Below are 20,127 nucleotides of genomic sequence, written 5' to 3' on the forward strand. Positions count from 1 at the left end.
AGGATGACGCGGGCCGACACGAACCGGTTGGTGATGAAGTTCGGCGGCACCTCCATGGCCGACCTGGAACGCATCCGTCGCGCGGCGCGCATCGTCGCCGCCGAAGCCGCCAGGGGCAAGAAGGTGGCCGTGGTCGTCTCGGCCATGGCGGGCAAGACCAATGAGCTGGTCGCCTGGACCGACGGCGTGGGCGCGGCCGCGCCGGGCCTGTACGGCGACGGCGTCCTGTCGGACGATGAATACGACGTGGTGGTCGCCTCGGGCGAGCAGGTGACGTCGGGCCTGCTGGCCCTGACCCTGCGCAACATGGGCCTGAAGGCGCGCAGCTGGATGGGCTGGCAGATTCCGATCCTGACCGACGACGCCCACGGCCGCGCCCGCATCGAAGAGGTGCCCGGCGATGTGCTGGGGGCCGCGCTCGACGCGGGCGAGATCGCCATTGTGCCGGGCTTCCAGGGCGTGACCCGCGACGGGCGCATCACCACCCTGGGCCGGGGCGGTTCGGACACCTCGGCCGTGGCGGTGGCGGCGGCCCTGGGCGCGCCGTGCGACATCTATACCGACGTGGACGGCGTCTATACGACCGACCCGCGCATCCAGAGCCGCGCCCGGCGTCTGGAGAAGGTGTCCTACGAAGAGATGCTGGAGATGGCGTCGCTGGGCGCCAAGGTGCTTCAGACCCGCTCGGTCGAGCTGGCCATGCACAAGCGCGTGCCGGTGCGTGTCCTGTCCAGCTTCATCGAACCGGATGAAAACGGAAACCTGCCGCAACACGCCGGCACCCTGATTTGCGACGAGGATGAGATCGTGGAAAAGCGCATCGTTTCCGGCGTGACCATGAGCCGGGACGAAGCCCGGATCACGCTGCTTGGCCTGTCGGACCGGACGGATGCTCCGGCCGACGTCTTCACCCGCCTGGCCGAGGCCGAGGTCAACGTCGACATGATCGTGCAGAGCCAGGCCCGCACCGAAGGCGCGGTCAACCTGACCTTCACGACGGGCCGCCGCGACGCGCGCCGCGCCGCCGACCTGATGACCGCCGCCAAGGCCGAGATCGGCTTCGAGGAGCTGCGGGTCGACGACGACGTGGCCAAGGTCTCGGTGATCGGCGTGGGCATGCGCAGTCACGCGGGCGTGGCCCAGACCATGTTCCGCGCCCTGGCCGACAAGGGCGTGAAGTTCCAGGCCATCTCGACCTCAGAAATCAAGATCAGCGTGCTGATCGATTCGGATTACGCCGAACTGGCGGTCCGGGCGTTGCACGCGGCCTACGGTCTGGACGCGGAAGACTAGGATATCGGAAGCGCCGCCCTATCTGGAACGGATCGGGAGCGGCAAGGCGGGAGCAGGCATGGTCAAGGGCGTGGCAGCGACGGCGAGGGGGCCCCGCCTCCTGCTGCGCCAGATCCGCGAGGCTCTGGCCGGGGCCGGGGGCGGCGCGCCCGCGCAGGACCGGCTGAACATGGTGGTGCGGATCATCGCCCGCTCCATGGTGGCCGAGGTCTGCTCCATCTATCTGCGGCGCGCCTCGGGCGAGTTGGAGCTGTTCGCCACCGAGGGTCTGAACCCCGAGGCCGTCCACAACACCCGCCTGCGCCCCGGCGAGGGCCTGGTCGGCGAGGTGGCGCGCACGGCCGCGCCGATCAGCCTGTCGGACGCCCAGTCGCACCCCAGCTTCTCCTATCGGCCGGAAACGGGCGAAGACCCCTATCACGCCTTCCTCGGCGCGCCCCTGCTGCGCGGCGGCCGGGCCATCGGCGTCCTGGTCGTCCAGAACCGCGCCGCCCGTCGTTATGACGAGGAAGAGGTCGAGGACATCCAGACCATCGCCATGGTCCTGGCCGAGACGGTGGCTTCGGGCGAGCTGTTGGCGCTGGAGGAACTGCGCGACGTCGAGGTCGCGCCCCATCGGCCTGAGCGGCTGAAGGGGCAGAAGTTCGCCGAGGGCCTGTCGTTCGGGCAGGCCGTGCTGCACGAGGCGCCGATCGCGCCGGAGCAGCTGCTGTCCGACGATCCGGCCGCCGAAGAGGTGCGGCTCAAGGAGGCGCTGGAGCGTCTTCGCACCAGCATCGACGCCTTGCTGGAAGGCAGCCAGGGCAAGCTGGGCGGCACCCCCTATGAGGTGCTGGAGACCTATCGGATGTTCGCCGACGACCGGGGCTGGAACCGGTCGCTGGAGGAGGCCGTGCGTTCCGGCCTGACGGCCGAGGCCGCCGTGGACCGCGTCCGCAACGAGCACCGCGCCCGCTTCGCCAACGCCCGCGATCCCTATATCCGCGAGCGGCTGCACGACTTCGAGGATCTGGCCAACCGCCTGCTGCGGCTGATGGCGGGCGATCATCCGGGCCAGCGCGACCTGCCCGACGACGCCATCCTGGTGGCCAAGAACCTGGGACCGGCGGACCTGCTGGAGTATCCGCGCCACAAGCTGCGCGGCCTGTTGCTGGAAGAAGGCTCGGCGGCCGCCCACGCGGCCATCGTCGCCCGCGCCCTGCAGATTCCCTGCGTCGGCCGCCTGCAGGGCCTGCGGGATCGCCTGACCGAGGGCGATCAGGTCATCGTCGACGGAGAGACGGGCGAGGCCTACTTGCGGCCCCGCCCCGATATGCTGGCGGCGGTCGAGAGCCGCATGGCCGTGCGCGAACAGCGCCGCGCCGAGTTCGACCAGCTGCGCGACACCCCCGCTGTCACCAGGGACGGCAAGCGCATCATGCTGCTGACCAACGCCGGCCTGGCGGTGGATCTGGAGAATCTGGACGCCACGGGCGCCGAGGGCATCGGCCTGTTCCGCACCGAATTTCAGTTCATGGTCTCGGACGAGCTGCCGCGCCTGGACGCTCAGGCGGCGCTCTACAAGCTGGTGCTGGATGCGGCCGGCGACCGGCCCGTCACCTTCCGCACGCTGGACATCGGCGGCGACAAGGTGCTGCCCTACCTCGACAATGAGCGCGAAGAGAACCCGGCGCTGGGCCGCCGCGCCATCCGCCTTGGGCTGGATCGTCCGGCCCTGCTGCGGATGCAGCTGCGCGCCCTGCTCAGCGCCGCCGCCGGGCGCGAGCTGCGCGTCATGTTCCCCATGATCGCCACGGTGGACGAGTTCCGGGCCGCCCGCGAACTGGTCGACGTCGAATGCGACTGGGCGCGGCGCCGGGGGCGGCCTCTGCCGTCCCTGCTGCGGGTCGGGGCCATGATCGAATGCCCCAGCCTGCTGTGGCACCTGGACGCCCTGCTGCCGCTGACCGACTTCGTTTCGATCGGCACCAACGACCTGCTGCAGTATATGTTCGCCGCCGACCGGACGAACCCGCGCGTGTCGGATCGCTACGATCCCCTGTCGCCGCCCTTCCTGCGCGCCCTGGCGGATATTCAGCAGAAGTGCGCCGACAGCGCCACGCCCGTCTCAGTCTGCGGCGAACTGGCGGGCCGTCCGCTGGAGGCCTTCGCCCTGATCACCCTGGGCTACAGTCGTTTGTCCGTTCCGGCGGGCGGGGTGGGACCGGTCAAGCGCATGATCCTGTCGGCTGATCTGAACGCGGCGCGGCGGGGGATGAACGCCCTGCTCGGCTCCTCGGCGGGGTCGGTGCGCGGCGAGATCGAGTCCCTGGCGCGCAAGCTCAATGTCGAAGTCTGAGAAAGCGGGGCCGCTTTCCCGCGTTGCCCGCGCTCCCGGCCTCGTCTAAGCGGGGGTGACGGGCGCATCGGCGCCCAGCGTGACGGAACACCGACCCTATGGACCAGGATCGGCAAGCCGCGTTCGACTTCGACGCCGACGCGACGCTGGATCAGACCCCGGAGGCGACGCCCGAAGCGACGCCTGAAGAACCCTCGGACGATTCCCTGGGCGCGTCCCTGCGCGCCGCGCGCCTGGCGTCGGGCCTGTCCATGGCTGAGTTGTCGACCAAGACGCGGGTGCATCCGCGTTTCCTGACCGCGCTGGAGCAGGGCGAGTACGCTGTCCTGCCGTCGCGCATCTTCTCCATGGGCTATGTGCGCGCCTATGCCGGAGCCCTGGGCCTGGACGAGTTGAACGCGGTCGAGCGGTTCAAGCAGGAATACCCCGATGCGGCCGTGCCGCTGCAGCCGCCGACGGGCGCCGCCTTGCAGCAGATGCGCCAGAACTCGCCCAAGATCCTGGGCGTCATCGGCGTCTTCCTGGCGGTGGTGATCGGCTGGAACGTCTTCCAGCGCATCAACCGGATCGAGGCGCCGCACCCCTCCGACCTGGTCGCCGTGCCCAAGGACTGGGCCGAGCAGGCCGACCATCAACGGGACCGCGCCCTCTATCTCGGCGCGCCCAAGGCGGCCCCGCCGGACCAGACGACGCCGGCCATGTACATCACCCCGGGGCTGGAGGCTCAGCTGACCGGGATCGACCCGGACGACCCCAACGCCGCGCCTCCGCCCGCGCCGCCGGTGCAGGCCGCCTTCAACCCGCGCGGGGCCATCTACGGCGCCTCGGCCACGGTCTCCCAGGTCACGCTTCAGGCGCGCAAGCCCGCCATCCTGGTCATCCGCCAGGGCGACGGCCGCATCCTGTTCGCGCGCCAGCTGGCTGCGGGCGAGGCCTGGCGCGCGCCGCCCGGCGTGGCGGCCACCATCGACACGCCCGATCCGGCGGCCTTCGACGTCTATCTGAACGGCGAGCATGGCGGCGTGCTGCCCACGCCCCAGTCGCCGCTCGGGTCGCTGAACAACCGCGCCCAGGCGGCCGCGCGCGAGTCCGAGGCCCGCGCCGCCGCCGCGGTCGAGGCCCGGGCCCGCGCGGCTCAGGCGGCGGCTGCGGCCGCCGCGACGCCTTCGCCGACGCCGACCCAGGCCGCCGCCGCGGCTCCCGCGCCCGCCGCCTGATCCTTTCCTCGACGAAGGCGCGATCTTTCGCCGCCTGTCGTGGTTTTGCCGCTCTTCCTGTCCTATGTTCCCGGCGTCATGAGCGACCATTCCGAACTCGGCCATATCCGCCCCTGGCGCCACATCGAGCGCCGCAAGAGCCGCCAGATCATGGTCGGCTCCGTCCCTGTCGGCGGCGACGCCCCGATCAGCGTCCAGTCGATGACCAATACGCCGACGACCGACGCGGCGGCGACGCTGGAGCAGATCCGTCAGTTGGAAGAGGCCGGGGCCGACATCGTGCGCGTCTCCTGCCCGGACGAGGAGTCGACGGCGGCCTTCAGGACCATCGCGCGCGAGGCCCGCGTGCCGCTCGTGGCGGACATCCACTTCCACTACAAGCGCGGCATCGAGGCGGCCCAGGCGGGCGCCGCCTGTCTGCGCATCAACCCCGGCAACATCGGTTCGATCGAGCGGGTCAAGGAAGTCGTTCAGGCTGCCCGCGACCACGGCTGCTCCATGCGCATCGGCGTCAACGCCGGCTCGCTGGAGAAGGAGCTGCTGGAGAAATACGGCGAGCCCTGTCCGGATGCGATGGTCGAAAGCGCCCTGAACCACGCCCGGATTCTTCAGGATTTGGACTTCCACGAGTTCAAGATCTCGGTGAAGGCGTCCGATCCCTTCCTGACGGTGGCCGCCTATCAGCAACTGGCTGACGCCATCGACTGCCCCCTGCACCTCGGCGTGACCGAGGCGGGGCCGCTGCGCACCGGCACCATCAAATCGGCCATCGGCATGGGCAATATGCTGTGGTCGGGCATCGGCGACACCATCCGCGTGTCCCTGGCCGCCGATCCGGTCGAAGAGATCAAGGTCGGTTTCGATATCCTGAAGTCGCTGGGCCTGCGTCACCGGGGGGTGAACATCATCGCCTGCCCGTCCTGCGCGCGTCAGGGCTTCAACGTCATTGAGACGGTGGGGATTCTGGAGGAGCGACTGGCGCATGTCTCGACGGCCATGTCGCTGTCCATCATCGGCTGCGTGGTCAACGGTCCAGGCGAGGCCCTCTATACCGACATCGGCTTCACCGGCGGCGGCAAGGGGGCGGGCATGGTCTATCTGAACGGCAAGATCGCTCACAAACAGGCCAATGAGGGCATGATCGACGAGATCGTCGCCCAGGTCGAAGCCAAGGCCGCCGAACTGGACGCCGCCCGCGCCGCCGCCATCGCTCTCAACGCCGCCGAATGACCATGAAGCTCTACATCACCACCCCGTCGCCCTTCGCCCGCAAGGTTCGCATCGTCGCTCGCGAAAAGGGGCTGGCCGACCGGATCGAGGAGATCGTCGTCGATCCCTACGCCGACGCGCCGGAGCTGCTGTCGACCAACCCCGTGGTTCAGGTTCCGACGCTGATCGCCGAGGACGGCCTGCCGCTGACCGACAGCCCGGTCATCGCCGAGTATCTCGACGCCCTGGGTTCGGGACCGCGTCTGCTGCCGACCGAGGGGGCGGAGCGCCTGCGGGTCAAGCGGCTGGAGACCCTGGCCAACGCCGCGTTGGAGATGGGCGTCAAACTGGTGCTGGAGAAGCGGCGACCCAAGCATGAGCGCTCGCCGTCCTGGATCGCGCGCTAGACCGTCAACATGGGCCGCGCCCTGGATGCGCTGGAGAGCGCCGCCCCGGACGCCGAGGCGCTGGACATGGGCGTGTTGACGGCCGGGATCGCCGTCACCTGGATCGGCTTCCGTCACCCGGACTACGACTGGAAGACGGGCCGCCCGAACCTGGTCGCCCTGCAGGCGGCGCTGGAGCAGCGTCTCAGCTTCATCGACACCTTCCCGCGCTAGACGGGATCAGCCGATCAGTTTCAGCAGTTGCGCGCCCTGGAAGGCGGCGAGGATCAGCAGCAGGAAGCCGACCGCATAGGTCAGGGCCTTGCGCGGCACCTTCTTGACGATCAGTCCGGCGAAGGGGGCGGCGATCAGGCCGCCGACCACCAGGCCGCCGACGGCCGCCGCGTGGTTCTGGAGCGCGCCCGCCTCTTCCCAGTGGCCGCTGACCAGGGCCCAGACGAAGGTGGCCGAGACGGCCACGGTCAGGAAGATTTCGGCTGTGTTCACCGTGCCGATGGCCTTGCGCGGCTCATGCCCGGCGCCGACCATGGTCGAGGAGACGGTCGGCCCCCAGCCGCCGCCGCCCACGGCGTCCAGAAAGCCGCCGACCAGCCCCAGCGGCGCCGTGACCCAGGCGGGCAGGTGGCGCGGGCGGATGTCATGCCCGGCGCGCCACAGGATCCACACCCCGACCAGGGCCAGATAGCCGACGACGAAGGGTTTGATGGTCGAGGCCTCCAGTCCCGTCAGAACATAGGCGCCCAGCACCCCGCCGATCACGCCCGCGATGGCCAGCGGCGCCAGCAGCCGCCACTCGACGTTCTTGTGCCAGGCATGGCTTCCCGCCGAGGCAGCCGTGGTGAAGACCTCGGCGGCGTGGACGCTGGCCGAGGCCGTGGCCGGGGGCACGCCCAAAGCCAGCAGCACCGAGGAGGAGATGACGCCGTAGGCCATGCCCAGGGCGCCGTCGACCGCCTGGGCCAGGACGCCGACCAGAAGGAACAGGAAGAAGGTGTCCATTCAGCGCCTCGGGCCGGTGGGGTTGAGGGCCATCAGGCGCAGGTCGCGCGCCGCCTGGCAATGGCCGTCATGAGCCGGCTCAGGCGGACTCCAGCCGGGACAGGGCGTCCAGCACGTCGCGACCGCGATAGGGCTTGATGACCATGGCGGCGGCCAGTTCGGCGTTCTGCGCCGCCGCCGTCACGTCGCCGGACAGGAAGATCACCGGCACGCCCCAGCGCGACTTGAGGCTGCGGGCCAGGTCCACGCCCGTGTTCTCGCCCGACAGGTTGATGTCGAGCAGGGCCACGTCGATGGGGTGAAGCGCGGTCGCCGCCGCTGCGGCTTCGGCGCTGTGGAAGGGACCGACGACGCGGTGCCCGGCGGCGTCCAGCGCCTCGGTCAGGTCCAGGGCGGCGTCGGCGTCATCCTCGACCAGCAGGACGGTCAGGGGGGCGGCTTCGGCCGCCGGGGTCGTGGTCGGCTCGGTCGAGGTCCGCTCCGGCGCCGGGGCCTGGCGCACCAGGACGGCGCGGACATAGGGCCACAGTTCGGCGGCGGGGCGCTCGGCGTCCAGGTCGAAGATCTTGGCCAGGGCTCTCAGCTCGCGCTCGGCCTCGGGCGACACGGCTCCGCCCGCTTGCAACAGGTCGTCGTAGAGGGCGCACAGTCGCGCCGCATCGGTATTCGCCGCGCCCGGCGGGGCGGCGTTCTGAGGCTTGATGACGGTCATGCCCCTGTCTCCTTCTGTTTCAGCCTCACAGGAGCTAGGGGTTTTGCAGTTGCGAAAAAACCGGCCTGACGGGCTTGTGACGGCTGTTCACGATTGCTCCATGAGCGCGTGTAGAGGCGTTTTTATCGACACGGCGGCGTGTCGCGGGTAAGGCTCCGCGCTCGATTTTCTCAGCAAGGACACGCCGTTGCGACTGCCTCAGGCCCGGCTCGATCAGGTGCTCGACCGCTTCCATCAGGTGGAGGCGCGCATGGGCGCGGCCACCGACGGCGCCGAGATCGTGCGCCTGTCGAAAGAGCACGCCGAGCTCAAGCCCGTGGCTGACGCGGTTCAGGCCCTGGCCCGCGCCCGCGCCGAGGCGGACGACCTCAAGGCGATGGCCGCCGACCCGGAAATGGCCGCCCTGGCCGCCGATGAACTGGACGCCCTGACCGAGCGCCTGCCGACACTGGAGCGTGAAGTCGCCCTGCTGCTGGCCCCGCGCGACGCCGATGAAAACGCCTCGGCCGTGCTGGAAGTGCGCGCGGGCACCGGCGGCGACGAGGCGGCGCTGTTCGCGGGCGACCTGTTCCGCATGTACTCGCGCTACGCTCAGTCGCGCGGCTGGCGGGTCGAGATCGACAGCGCCGCCGAGGGCGACGCCGGCGGCTTCAAGGAGATCATCGCCACTGTCAGCGGCGAGGGCGTCTTCGGCCGCCTGAAGTTCGAGAGCGGCGTCCACCGCGTCCAGCGCGTGCCCACCACCGAGGCGGGCGGCCGCATCCACACCTCGGCGGCGACCATCGCCGTCCTGCCCGAGGTCGAGGACGTCGAGATCGAGATCCTCGACAAGGACATCCGTATCGACACCTATCGCTCGTCCGGCGCGGGCGGCCAGCACGTCAACAAGACCGACTCGGCGGTGCGCATCACCCACCTGCCCACCGGCATCGTCGCCACCTCTTCGGAAAAGTCGCAGCACGTGAACCGCGACAAGGCGATGAAGAACCTGCGCGTGCGCCTCTATGACATGCAGCGCCAGGCCAAGGACGCCGCCCGTTCCGACGCGCGCAAGTCCCAGGTCGGCTCGGGCGATCGCTCCGAACGCATCCGCACCTACAACTTCCCGCAAGGAAGGGTGACGGATCACCGCATCGGCCTGACCCTGCACAGCCTGCCGCAAATCCTCGAGGGCGACCTCGACCCCATGCTCAACGCCCTGATCGCCGAAGACCAGGCCGCCCGCCTGGCCGATCTGGAAGCCGAACTGGGCTGAGGGCGCCGAGGCGCGTCCGCATCTGACGCGGCCCCGCTTTAACCTGGCTCCGACTCCCGCTAGGAACGGAGCATGAACATGCTGGAACTCGTCCTCTTGGCCTTTGTCGCGGTCGCCGCGGCGGGCTTCCTGTGGGCCTATATGGGCTGGCAGAAGACGCGCGGCGCGCTGGACGCCGCCGATGCGCGGCTGGCGCTGATGGAGGAAAGCCGGGACTCCATGGCCGAGTTCCTCAAGGCCCAGGCGTCCCAGTCGGCCGAGGCGGTGGCGACCAAGCTGGTCGCCCGCGCTACCGAGACCTTTCAGGCGCAGGACCGCGTGGCGCGCGAGCGGATGGAGGCCCAGCTCAAGCCCGTGTCCGAGACCCTGGCCAAGTTTCAGCAGCACGTCACGGCGCTGGAAAAGGCGCGCGCCGACGAGACCGGCGGCCTGAAGGAGCAGCTCAACCTGCTGATGGCGGCTTCCACCGCCACCCGCGATGAAGCGCGGCGTCTGACCGAGGCGCTGAAGGGCAACACCGGCCGTCGCGGCCGCTGGGGCGAACAGACCTGCCGCAACGTGCTGGAGGCGGCGGGCATGGCCGGCCGCTTCGACTTCGAAGAGCAGAACTCCTCGGCCACCGATGAAGGCCGCCAGCAGCGCCCGGACTTCATCGTGAAGTTGCCCGGCGGCGGCATGTTCGTGATCGACGCCAAGGTGTCCCTGGCCTTCGCCGACGAGGCGGACGGCGATGAAGAGGCCCAGGCGCGCGCCATGTCCCTGCGCACCGCCGCCAGCATGAAGACCCACGTGCGCCAGCTGTCGTCCAAGGCCTATCAGGACCAGTTCAAGCCCAGCCCCGACTTCGTCGCCATGTTCGTGCCGGGCGACGCCTTCCTGGCCGCCGCCCTGGACCATGAGCCGGACCTGATGACCACGGCCATGGCCTCGCGCGTGGTCATCGTCACGCCCACCACCCTGTTCGCCCTGTGCAAGGCGGTCGCCTACGGCTGGCGCGCCGAGGAGCAGGCCCGCAACGCCGAGGACGTCGCCAAGCTGGGCAAGGAGCTCTACAAGCGGCTGTCGGTCATGGGCGGCCACGCCGCCTCGGTCGGCAAGGCGCTGGACGCGGCGGTTTCCCGCTACAACCAGTTCGTCGGCTCGCTGGAAAGCCAGGTCATGGTTTCGGCCCGCCGCTTCGAGGATCTGAAGGTCGATCACGAGGGCAAGGAGCTTCCCGAACTGAACGCCGTCGAACAATCGCCCCGCGCCCTCAGCCGCCCGGAGTTGCTGAACGCCCCGGAGTGACGACTGAGTGTGACAAACACGCTTGACGTTTTGTGCTGAGGATGACAAACAAACTTGTCTGTTTGTCCTCGAGAGCGTCCATGTCGTCCAAATCGTTCAAGCCGCTCGGAGTGCGAGGCGCTCTTTTGGTGTTCGTCGTGTCTCTCGCGCTGGGAGTGCTCGGCGGCGTCCTCGGCGTTGTTCTGTCAGACCAGCCGGGCGTGGCCGGTTTTGCCATGACCGCTGCCATGCTGGCCCTGGTCATGGCCGGGACTTTGCTGATCTGCATCTGGTGGTGGCGTCATCTCGATGAGGCGGCGCGCGAAGCCCATAAGTGGTCCTGGTTCTGGGGCGGCATGGGGGGCATGGCCGTCGGGGCCGTGCTGCTGCTGGTCTTGTCTCTGCGCCGGGACGAAATTCTTTTACCGCGGTGGGTGGGCGAGACCCCGCCTGACCTGTTGTTGAGCGGCATGATGGCCATTCTACTGTTCCAGGTCGCCGGCTACAGCCTGGCTTGGGCCTGGTGGTGGCTGGGCCGTCGTTGAGGAGAATGCCGTGAGCGACAGCGCTTTCCTGGGCGACAAGCCCTTGGCCCGAACCGGTGTGTTGTTCCTGCTGAAGATGGCGGCGGGCGTCGTCTGGCTCGCCGGCGCCGCCTGGGGCGGCGCCTACCTGTCGACGGGCGGCGACGCGCTGCCTTTGAAGGCGCTGGCCGCAGCCGCCGTGGTTCTGCCTGTCTTCGTCTGGATCGCCGTGCTTCGCCGACAGGCGGCGATCGATGAGCTGGAAGAGCGTTTGGCCCTGATGGCGCAGGCTCAGGGCGGCTGGTGGGCCCTGGCCTACGGCTCGACCCTGTTCGTCATCTCGAGCCTGATGGGCGATGGAGTCAGCCCTGTCATGCTGGCGACCCTGCCTGCGGGCGGTTTTCTGTTCGGCGAGGCGATGGCCCAGGTGGCGCGTTTTAACCTGTCGCGTCCCGGCCAGGAGAGACGTGCATGAAGAACCGCCTCAAGGTGCTGCGCGCCGAGCGCGACTGGAGCCAGGCGCACCTAGCCGACGAACTGGGCGTGTCGCGTCAGACGGTGAACGCGCTCGAGACCGGCCGCTACGACCCCTCCCTGCCGCTGGCGTTCAAGATCGCCCGGCTGTTCCAGATGCCGATCGAATCCATCTTTATCGACGAAGAAGGCTGACGGCTGTTTCTCTTTTGCGACCCTAGGAGCCTGACCATGATCCGCCGACTCTGGAGCCGCGCCGCCGCCTCCGTCTCCGCCGCCGCCCTGACCGCCGTCCTGCTGGCGCCCACGACGCCCGCCTTCGCCCAGGCCGCGCCCGCCGCCGCCGATCCGGCCGCCGTGGCCGTCGCCCCGGCCGGGTCCGGTCCGCGCCTGTGGGTGGTCAAGGATGCGGACTCCACCCTCTATCTGTTCGGCACCGTCCATGTGCTGAAGCCCGAGACGCCCTGGGGCAGCGCCAAGTTGGACCGCGCCTTCGCCGCCGCCGACGAATACTGGTTCGAGATCGCCGATCTGAACGACGTAGCGGGCGCCGTGCCGATCATCCAGTCCAAGGGCGTCTCGCCCGACCGTCCCCTGTCCAGCCTGCTGACCGCCGAGGAACAGGCCGACCTCGACGCCGCCGCCCGCTCCATCGGCGCGACGGCCGCCCAGTTGGACCCGCTGCGCCCGTGGTTCGCGGCCCTGCAGCTGGCCATGGCCAGCATCACCAAGGCCGGTTATCTGCCGCAGAACGGCGGGGACCAGGTGCTGCACGCCCGCGCCGCCGCGACCGGCAAGCCGATCAAGGGTCTTGAAACCATGCCCCAGCAGATCGGCTTCATCGCCGACATGTCGGAAGGGGCGCAGCTGGCCATGCTGCGCTCGGGCCTGAAGGAGTTCGATCAGGCGCCGGAGTTCCTGGGCCGCATGGTCGGCGCCTGGTCGACCGGCGACGTGGACGGTCTGGACGTCTTGATCGGCCAGGAGATGAAGGCGGAATCGCCGGAGATGTACGAGGTCATGCTGACGCGCCGCAACGCCGACTGGACCAATCAGATCGTGACCCTGCTGGAAGGCTCTGGCACGGCCTTCATCTCGGTCGGGGCCGGCCACCTGGCGGGGGCCGACAGCGTTCAGGCCATGCTGGCCAAGCGCGGCGTCACGGTCGAGGAAGTCCGCGACTGATCCGTCTCGACCTCTGTCAAAAAATCCAAAGGCCCGGTTCGCCGGGCCTTTTCTTTTGCCCCGCGCCCTATATCTTCGCGCTCCGCCTCGGCGCGGCGCGGGTATAGTTCAGAGGTAGAACGTCAGCTTCCCAAGCTGAATGTCGCGAGTTCGATTCTCGCTACCCGCTCCAAACATTTCAATGGTTTATGGGCAATCAGCCAGGTCGCCGCAGGCGACAGGGTGCGGCATGCCCCGTCGTCAGAAGCTGCGCGTCAGCGACAGGGCGAAACTGCGCGGTCTTTGGGGCGTGGCGACGGTCTCTCGGCCGACGAGGAACGGATTGCCGTAGCCGAAGGTGTCGCCCGAGCCGTTGAACAGATTGTCTATGCGGAGGGTGGCGTCCCAGGCGCCCATGGCGACGCTCGCGGCCACTTCGGACGTCGCATAGTCTCCCATCTGGGTGGTGGCGACGGGGGACAGTTGCTGGCTGGACGGGCCGACATAGCCGACCGAACCGCTGATCCATCCGGGCAGGCCGCCCAGCGACACCTCGCGGCGGGCGCTGGCGGCGCTCAGAACCCTGGGCACGCCTGGCAGGTGGCCGCCTTCTTCCAGGGGGTAGTTCTTGTCCGCGGTCTCCAGGCGGGCGTCATTGGCCATGAAGTTGAAGTCCAACCGCCACGGGCCGTGGCGCCAGACGCCCTCGACTTCTATGCCGGTGCTGCCGCCGGAGCCGATATTGGCGGTGAAGGGAAGGCCGTCCGGAGAGACGCGGTCGGATTGGATATCCTCCCATCGGGTCCGGAAGGCGGCGGCGCGGAGCATGAGGCGGTTGTCGAAGCCCCGCCAGCGCACGCCCGCCTCCAGGCTATAGAGCCTGTCCGGGGCGAATTCGCGAAAGGGCGGCGCGCCGGAGCCCGGCTGGCCGTACGGTTTGTCGATCAGCGCGCCGCCGTTGAAGCCGCCGACGCGATAACCCTGACTTTGCTGCACATAGGCGAGCAGGCTGTCGCTTACATCGTACTCGAGCACGCTTTTCAGCGCGAAGTCTGCATCCTCATGCTGTCCCTCGAACTTGTCCTCGGACACGCGGCTCTGCTGATAGGTGTGGGAGAGGATCGCGACGACGAAGTAGCGTCCGCCGACGGTGAGCTTGACGCGATCAAGCGGGTTCCAGGCCGCTTCGCCGAACAGGGCGGCTTCCCAGGTCTTGTCCTGCTTGATGGCCCGAAACAGTTGCTGGTCAGGCTCGAGATCGCGCAGTTCGCCAGCCCGGTCATGTTCGTACTGCGAAGCGTAGACGCCGGCGATGCCTTCGAAGGGGCCTCCTGGATGGGTGGCGACGGACATCTCCAGCGCGATCGCCTCGATGCTGTCCGCCTCGTCATAAATCAGCGGCCCGTCGCTTGCGCCCAGTGACGCGGCGGCCCTGGTCGCATCGTAGCGACGGCCGAGGTTGTGCGCCTGAAAGGCGTTGGTGATCTTCACCCGCCCCCAGCTCAAATCTCCCGTGACAGCCAGCGCCATGCCGCTGAAGTTGTTGTTGCTCGGCTCGCGTTTCGACAGGGCGCGTTCGTAGGCTCCTTGGGATGATTCGAAGGCGTACTGGCTGTCGTTGATCCTGATGTCCTGCCGCACCCAGCCGAGCCGCGCCTGCCACTGGGGATCAATGCGCCATAGAAACGTCATGCGCGTTCCCGAGCGCACGGTGCGGCCGGTGTCGATCAGGCCCAGATTCGTGTCGTCGATGACGCCGCCGAACCTTTCCTGATAGATGACGGTGCGCATGGCCAGGCGGTCGCGGATCAACGGCGCGTTGAAGATCACATCCGTCGAATTGCCGGAGATGGAGCCTTCGGTGAAGCTGACCCCTGCGGAGGCCTTGCCGCTGTAGGCGTCCAGTTCGGGCGGTCGGCTCACCAGCTTCAGCACCCCTCCCATGGCGCCGGCCCCATAGAGCGAAGCCTGGGGGCCGCGCAGGAGCTCGACGCGTTCCAGGTCGACCAGGCGCAGGTCCGGATCGGGCGCGTCGTAGGTCAGGCGGGTTTCGTCGAGGTATAGCCCCACCATCGCCTGCGTCTGGCCGGTCAGGGGGCTGTCGGCCAGTCCCCGCACGAACAGTTTGTTGCGGCCGGAGCCCAGGTTGGTGACGGTGAGCCCCGCCAGGCGAGTGGCGAGGGCGGCGGTGTCCTGTCGCGCCGCGGCGTCAAAGACGTCTCCGTCCAGCGCGGACAGGGCGTAGGGGGCGTCGGCCAGCGCCAGATCGCGTTTCGTGGCGGTGACGATGACGTCATCGACGGCGAAAGGGACGTGCTCGACCGGCGGCGCTTCGGGGGCCGTCCTCGGGGAGGACGCAGGGCGCGGTTGGGGGCGGGGCGTGATGATGTAGGTTCGATCGTCGATGCGCCGGAAGGCGCAAGCGCTTCCCTCCGTCATCAGGCGCAAGGCCGATTGGACGTCATGAGAGCCGCGGACGGCGCGCGAACGGCCGCAGGCGGCGGCGGCTCCGGCGTTGATCGAGACCCGGGCCTGAACGCCGAGTTGCAGGACGGCCGCCGTCATCGGCTGGGCGGGGATGGACAGCCGATGTCGCTCCCCGGCCTGCGCCGTCTGGCCGCCCAGCGAGAACGCAATGCCGAACAGGATGAACCCGCGTCGCCCTCTGCAGATCATCGCGCGGCTTCGCGTGACCTGAGCTGGACGGCTCCATCCGCGCGGGATGCGGAGATGGGAAGAAAGGCCTCGAGACGACGCAAGGTCGCGGCCTGGTCGTCGAGAATCAGGGTGCCTGTGAAGCGGATATCGGCGGCGTCGCCGACGGCGCGTACGGGCGTCGGATAGGCGCGGCTGAGGTCGGCGGCGACGTCCGACAGGGGGCGGTTGTCGTAAACCAGCCGCCCGGCGCGCCAGCCGGCGGTCTCGGTCGAGCCTTGCGTCACCTCGAGGGCGTGGCTGCCGTCCACCAGGGTGACGGCCTGTCCCATGGTCAGGCGGACATGGTGGGCGGGGTCCGCCAGTTCGGAGACCCGCACGACGCCTCTGGAGACGTTGACGGTCGTGGAGCGCCCGTCGCGACGAACGTCGAAGGCCGTGCCCAAGACCTCGATCCGGCTCTCGCCGACCGTCACGCGGAAGGGGCGCTGGGCGTCATGCGCCACGTCGAAGGCGGCTTCGGCCGACTTCATCTCGATCAACCGCTCCTTGCCGGACAGGCGGACCGAAAGTTCCGAGCCGCCGTTCATGGCGATGGACGAGCCGTCGCGGAGGGTGATCGTCTTCTGTTCGCCGGGCGCGGTGACATAGGTGGAGGTCCGATCGCTCAACAGGGGCAGAAGCAGAAGGCCTGCGGCCAGGGCGGCGGCCAGGCCTCCTCCGGCCCACCGCCAGCGTCGATTGGGCGAGCGTTTGCGGGACGCGAGGGCGGATATCGTCGGCGCTGTCGCGGCGGCGGCCTGCGTCAAGGCGGCGTCCAGGGCGCCGTGATCATCGTCCAGAGCCGCCCATAGTTGCTCGGCTTCAGTCAGGGCGTGAGGATGATCGGGCGAGGCCGCCAGCCAGGCTTCAAGGGCCAGGTAGTCCGCCTCGGACATGTCGCCGCCGCCCAGCCGGACGGCCCAGGCCGAGGCCTGGTCGATAACGCTCTGGGAAAAGGGCGAGGTGTGGCGTGTCATGCGGCTTCAGCCCGTAGGACGAGGGGGCGTCCAGAGAAAGAGACGCCGCGGAGCGCGACGACCCACAATGAATAGCGGTGAAATCTTGATTTCATGGCCATCCGACCCGTTTCAACAGGTGGGCTAGGGCGGTGCTCAGGTACTTTTCGACCGAGCTGCGCGAGACGCCCATGCGTGCGGCGACCTCTGCGTGGGTCAGGCCTTCGATCCGGTGCAGACGAAGGGCGATGCGGACATTGGGAGGGAGCTCCTCGACGGCCGCCGCGACCCGATCGAACTTCAACCGCGCCCAGGCCGCATCCTCGGGAGAGGGGGAATCGGCGACCGATACGCCGTCAGAGCTTAGGCTCGACGCATCGGACCAGGCCTGATCCCTGGCCGAGGCGCGCTGTCGTCGCCGAACGCCGTCCAACATCAGATTGCCGCCGATCCGGTACAGGAAGGCGGCGGGATTGGCGATTTCGCGCGCAGAGGTTTCCGACAGGGCCTGAAGTCTAACGTAGATGTCCTGCACGATGTCTTCCGCACGATCAGGGCATCCGGTCCTCGTCGCAAAGAAGCGGACGAGCGCGGGGCGACGTTCCAAGTAAACGGCCAGAAGTTCGGCTTTCGCGTTCGACGTCACGTGTGAATAGACCCCTCGATGTCAGACGTCGCCATATCCAGAAGCGGCCTTCTCCAATGCGCTGGCGTTTTCCGCAATGCGTCAAGTTGGAGTCCGGAAGAATATTTTGAATTCGATTGAGGGGGAGGCGGGGCGGCGGCGTCTCAGGTGGAGCGCCGGCATCAGGGCGCTGTGAGCCAAGACGACGACCGGAGACACCTCATGAACAGAGCGCTCATGATCGCCCCCATTCTCGCAACGGCGGGCCTTGCCGCCTGCAGCACCAAGCCGGCGCCGAACTCCGGCTTTCTCAGCAGCTACGCCGACATGCAGAAGCGCGGCGGCATAAACGAGGGCGCCTCGATTCAGCAGCGGCGCGACGACGCCGCATCCGACAGCGTCGATAGCGTCTTCTTGGAAAAGGCGGTTTTCGCTCCCCGCGTCGGCGAAGGTCTGACGGAGACGGAGCGTTCGATGGTGCTGCGCGAGGTGGATCGTCAGATCTGTTTCGAAGTCAGCGAGCGTTTTGCGGTGGTGACGACGCCGACGTCGAAGACCGCGACGGTCCGCACGGCCATCGTACGGTTTGAAGCGACCGGCCGCGTGGGGTCCGTCGTCAGCGCCGCCAGCGGCTTCGTCGTGCCTGTCGTCACTCTGCGCGTGCCGGGTTCGACCGGCGGACTGGCTGTGGAATCGGAGCTGCTGGAGCCGGGCGGCGGACGCCAGATCGCCGCCATCTCCTGGGCGCGCACCGCCCAGGTGGTGGGCATGGACACGCCTTCGCTCTCGCGCGTCGGCGACGCCTTGCAGATGGCCGAGCCGATGGGAGACGCGGTGAGAGAAGCCTTCGCCACCAAGGCCCGCAAGGAGATCAAGATTCCCTCACCGGACCCCTGCGCCGCCTACGGTCCGCGCCGGGACATCGGCCGCATGGCCGCGAGCATGGCTGTGGATTCCGTGACGGGGCTCTATTTCCCCGAAGCGGCCGGAACCGGGCCGCAGAAGGACTGATTGACCATGCGTTCTCGTTCTTGGGGCGGCATGCAGCGTGTCCTGCGGATCATGCAGACCTGGCTGGCCATGTTCTACATCCACCTGCTGGGGGTGCATCGCCCAGACGCCGGGCGTCGGCACGCGATGGCTTTCGCGCGCCGCCGCCGCCTTGCAGGCCGGACCGCGGGGCTGAACCGACCCGCCGGGCCTTTTCTGTCAACTTCCGCCGATTGAGATCGATCATGCTTCCCCGTTCCTGGGTCGCAGGGGCGCGCCGTCCTGGGCCGACATCCCCCGCAGCGCGGCGTTCACGCCTGTACGCGCACCTGTTCCTGTGGGTCATGCAAAGCTGGCTGGCCATGTTCTACATCGGGGCCGGATACGCCAAGCTCACTCAGAAGCATGACTTGCTGGCCCTGATGATGACGTGGCCGGCTCAGGTCGATACGGAACTGCTGCGTGTGATCGGCGGGATCGAGACGGCGCTCGCCCTGTTCATCGTGGCGCCGCTGATGTCCTGGTCGCTGTTCCGTTCGGTCATGCTGGTCGGCGCTATCGGCCTTCTGGCGGTCGCCGGCGGCATGGTCGTCTTTCACACGCTCAACGGCGACATCTTCCTGGCGGCCGTGAACTGCGTGCTCCTGCTGATGTCCTTGATCATTCTTCTCGGTCGGTGGGAGTGGCGCGACCACGCCCAGCTTCGGAACGCGACCTCATGACGACCGCCCCCAGTTCGTTAAGCGAATCCGGACGCGTTCACTCTCCACGACTGGGCCCGCGAAAAAGGCCGCCCGGTTGATCGCCGGGCGGCCTGTCCTGTTCGGTCGGTCTGATTAGCGGGCCGCGTCGCGCGATGCAGCCGGGCCGTAGAACAGGGCGTTGAACAGCAGGCGGCTGGAGGCGCGGGCCTGGGCGCGGTTGACCACGTCGGGGCCCAGGACGATGACCCGGCCCTGACCGTGCTCCAGATCCAGCACGGCGTCGGCGCCCGCCAGCTTGTCCGAGCCGATGGCCCAGCCGCTGGAGACGGCGACCTGCTGCGGATAGCGCACCAGGGACGCGCCGTCGCCCGCGTGGCGGAAGCCCGCATTGCGGTTGAAGAAGACGTCCATCTGACGCGGCGCGCCGAAGGTCAGGGGGCGGCTGTTGTCGACCTCGGTCTTCATCACCGCGCCGGGGATGAAGAAGTCGGTCGAGGCCAGAGGCTTGCCGTCGGCGCCCGTCAGCACGTCCTGCACCGGCGCGCCCATGGCGGCGGCCAGGCGGTGGGCCGAGCCGATGGTGACGACGCTGCCGCCTGCCCGCGCGAAGGCGTCCAGCTGGGGCACGGTCTTCTCGGCGGTGATGTGGCCCAGCCAGCTGCGGTATTCGGCGGGGATGCTGTCCGGCGCCGGTTGCGGGCGCTGGGCGGCGGCGGACAGGTTGGCCGGGATCATGTCCGAGGCGAACAGCAGGACGTCGAAATCCTTGTTCAGGTCGCCCGCGTCGAGGCGCTGCGGATAGACGACCTCGAACGGATATTCGAACTGTTCGAGCATCCACTTGGTCCAGCCCGAGGCCATCGAGCCGCCGTAACGGTCGACCAGGCCGATGCGGACGGGCTTCAGCGTGATTCGCTCGCCGCCGGGCGCGCGGGCGACGGCGTGGGCGTTCAGGCCCAGGTCGCGCACGGCCGCCTCGACGATCGGGCGGGCCTTGTCGTCGGCCGGAATCCACAGGGCGCCGGGCGCTAGGGTCGCCCGGCCCGCGCGGGTCTCGCCTTCCTGCCAGTAGACCGGCACGCCCGCCGCCAGCAGGCGGTTGGTCAGCAGATAGCCGTTGATCGGCGCATGATCGATCAGCCAGCCGGCGCGGCCATTGCCCTCGATCTTGCCGGGGGGCGGGGCCATGACGTCGGCGACGCGCTCGGTCGGCGCCTCGAAGCCGTCGAGGATGCGGTCGAACTGGACCCCCATCTGCAGCGCCAGGGTGTAGCCGGTGGCGTCATAGGGCAGGGCG

General features: G+C 68.7%; 20 protein-coding genes, 1 tRNA gene and 1 pseudogene. 16 read left to right on the forward strand and 6 right to left on the reverse strand.

What is annotated here, in order from left to right:
* The first annotated feature begins 3 nt into the window (after positions 1 to 3).
* The 6 genes from BJP32_RS12965 to BJP32_RS17720 all read left to right on the forward strand — a co-directional run bounded on the left by BJP32_RS12965 (position 4) and on the right by BJP32_RS17720 (position 6,677).
* A complete protein-coding gene (locus tag BJP32_RS12965; RefSeq protein WP_076224413.1) occupies positions 4 to 1,293 on the forward strand; it encodes an aspartate kinase in 1,290 nt (429 codons plus the stop codon).
* A gap of 58 nt (positions 1,294 to 1,351) precedes the next feature.
* Positions 1,352 to 3,631: a phosphoenolpyruvate--protein phosphotransferase gene (gene ptsP, locus BJP32_RS12970; RefSeq protein ID WP_046654431.1), complete on the forward strand. Its 2,280-nt coding sequence runs from the start codon at positions 1,352 to 1,354 to the stop codon at positions 3,629 to 3,631.
* 98 nt (positions 3,632 to 3,729) lie between these two features.
* On the forward strand, positions 3,730 to 4,848 hold the full coding sequence (locus BJP32_RS12975) for a helix-turn-helix domain-containing protein (protein WP_076224415.1): 1,119 nt from the start codon (positions 3,730 to 3,732) through the stop codon (positions 4,846 to 4,848).
* A gap of 78 nt (positions 4,849 to 4,926) precedes the next feature.
* The gene (gene ispG / locus BJP32_RS12980) at positions 4,927 to 6,078 is read left to right on the forward strand and encodes a flavodoxin-dependent (E)-4-hydroxy-3-methylbut-2-enyl-diphosphate synthase (RefSeq protein WP_003164167.1); all 1,152 of its coding nucleotides are present in this window, start codon (positions 4,927 to 4,929) and stop codon (positions 6,076 to 6,078) included.
* A complete protein-coding gene (locus BJP32_RS17715) occupies positions 6,075 to 6,464 on the forward strand; it encodes a glutathione S-transferase family protein (protein ID WP_233126836.1) in 390 nt (129 codons plus the stop codon). The genes ispG and BJP32_RS17715 overlap by 4 nt, the downstream gene beginning before the upstream one ends.
* Positions 6,465 to 6,473: 9 nt before the next feature.
* The gene (locus tag BJP32_RS17720; protein WP_233126837.1) at positions 6,474 to 6,677 is read left to right on the forward strand and encodes a hypothetical protein; all 204 of its coding nucleotides are present in this window, start codon (positions 6,474 to 6,476) and stop codon (positions 6,675 to 6,677) included.
* Between the two features lie 6 nt (positions 6,678 to 6,683).
* Here BJP32_RS17720 and BJP32_RS12990 read toward each other — a convergent pair whose 3' ends face one another.
* A complete protein-coding gene (locus BJP32_RS12990; RefSeq protein ID WP_076224416.1) occupies positions 6,684 to 7,463 on the reverse strand; it encodes a sulfite exporter TauE/SafE family protein in 780 nt (259 codons plus the stop codon).
* Between the two features lie 79 nt (positions 7,464 to 7,542).
* Entirely contained in the window at positions 7,543 to 8,175 is a 633-nt protein-coding gene (locus BJP32_RS12995) for a response regulator (protein ID WP_046654432.1), read from the reverse strand.
* 187 nt (positions 8,176 to 8,362) lie between these two features.
* Between BJP32_RS12995 and prfA the strand changes: the two genes are divergently transcribed.
* The 7 genes from prfA to BJP32_RS13030 all read left to right on the forward strand — a co-directional run bounded on the left by prfA (position 8,363) and on the right by BJP32_RS13030 (position 13,051).
* Positions 8,363 to 9,430: a peptide chain release factor 1 gene (gene prfA, locus BJP32_RS13000; RefSeq protein WP_076224418.1), complete on the forward strand. Its 1,068-nt coding sequence runs from the start codon at positions 8,363 to 8,365 to the stop codon at positions 9,428 to 9,430.
* Positions 9,431 to 9,502: 72 nt separating this feature from the next.
* A complete protein-coding gene (locus BJP32_RS13005) occupies positions 9,503 to 10,717 on the forward strand; it encodes a DNA recombination protein RmuC (RefSeq protein WP_046654434.1) in 1,215 nt (404 codons plus the stop codon).
* 137 nt (positions 10,718 to 10,854) lie between these two features.
* Entirely contained in the window at positions 10,855 to 11,241 is a 387-nt protein-coding gene (locus BJP32_RS13010; RefSeq protein WP_233126838.1) for a hypothetical protein, read from the forward strand.
* A gap of 10 nt (positions 11,242 to 11,251) precedes the next feature.
* On the forward strand, positions 11,252 to 11,695 hold the full coding sequence (locus BJP32_RS13015) for a hypothetical protein (RefSeq protein ID WP_076224419.1): 444 nt from the start codon (positions 11,252 to 11,254) through the stop codon (positions 11,693 to 11,695).
* A complete protein-coding gene (locus BJP32_RS13020) occupies positions 11,692 to 11,889 on the forward strand; it encodes a helix-turn-helix transcriptional regulator (RefSeq protein WP_003164157.1) in 198 nt (65 codons plus the stop codon). Before BJP32_RS13015 ends, BJP32_RS13020 begins: the two co-directional genes overlap by 4 nt.
* A gap of 36 nt (positions 11,890 to 11,925) precedes the next feature.
* A complete protein-coding gene (locus BJP32_RS13025; protein ID WP_052748103.1) occupies positions 11,926 to 12,879 on the forward strand; it encodes a TraB/GumN family protein in 954 nt (317 codons plus the stop codon).
* A gap of 97 nt (positions 12,880 to 12,976) precedes the next feature.
* Positions 12,977 to 13,051 (forward strand) — tRNA-Gly (locus BJP32_RS13030).
* Between the two features lie 68 nt (positions 13,052 to 13,119).
* Here BJP32_RS13030 and BJP32_RS13035 read toward each other — a convergent pair.
* The 3 genes from BJP32_RS13035 to BJP32_RS13045 form a co-directional block, all read right to left on the reverse strand.
* Positions 13,120 to 15,534, reverse strand: a complete 2,415-nt coding sequence (locus tag BJP32_RS13035) for a TonB-dependent receptor (protein ID WP_046654436.1) — start codon at positions 15,532 to 15,534, stop codon at positions 13,120 to 13,122.
* Positions 15,531 to 16,532 (reverse strand): FecR domain-containing protein, encoded by a 1,002-nt coding sequence (locus BJP32_RS13040; protein WP_046654437.1) that lies wholly within the window; start codon positions 16,530 to 16,532, stop codon positions 15,531 to 15,533. Before BJP32_RS13040 ends, BJP32_RS13035 begins: the two co-directional genes overlap by 4 nt.
* Before the next feature lie 91 nt (positions 16,533 to 16,623).
* On the reverse strand, positions 16,624 to 17,157 hold the full coding sequence (locus BJP32_RS13045) for an RNA polymerase sigma factor (RefSeq protein ID WP_076224421.1): 534 nt from the start codon (positions 17,155 to 17,157) through the stop codon (positions 16,624 to 16,626).
* Positions 17,158 to 17,358: 201 nt separating this feature from the next.
* On the opposite strand from BJP32_RS13045, the gene BJP32_RS13050 reads away from it, so the two are divergent.
* From BJP32_RS13050 to BJP32_RS13060, 3 genes are read left to right on the forward strand one after another with little or no spacing between them, the layout of a single operon-like run.
* A complete protein-coding gene (locus BJP32_RS13050) occupies positions 17,359 to 18,147 on the forward strand; it encodes a DUF3313 family protein (protein ID WP_083673997.1) in 789 nt (262 codons plus the stop codon).
* A gap of 6 nt (positions 18,148 to 18,153) precedes the next feature.
* On the forward strand, positions 18,154 to 18,363 hold the full coding sequence (locus BJP32_RS13055; RefSeq protein ID WP_128719394.1) for a hypothetical protein: 210 nt from the start codon (positions 18,154 to 18,156) through the stop codon (positions 18,361 to 18,363).
* A gap of 8 nt (positions 18,364 to 18,371) precedes the next feature.
* Complete coding sequence (locus tag BJP32_RS13060) at positions 18,372 to 18,848, forward strand: DoxX family protein (protein ID WP_076224424.1); 477 nt, start codon at positions 18,372 to 18,374, stop codon at positions 18,846 to 18,848.
* 114 nt (positions 18,849 to 18,962) lie between these two features.
* Here the strand turns inward: BJP32_RS13060 and BJP32_RS13065 are convergent.
* Positions 18,963 to 20,127, reverse strand: a pseudogene (locus BJP32_RS13065) (peptidase); the annotation flags it as partial.

The sequence above is a fragment of the Brevundimonas sp. ZS04 genome, from assembly GCF_001956865.1.
Taxonomy (GTDB): domain Bacteria; phylum Pseudomonadota; class Alphaproteobacteria; order Caulobacterales; family Caulobacteraceae; genus Brevundimonas; species Brevundimonas diminuta.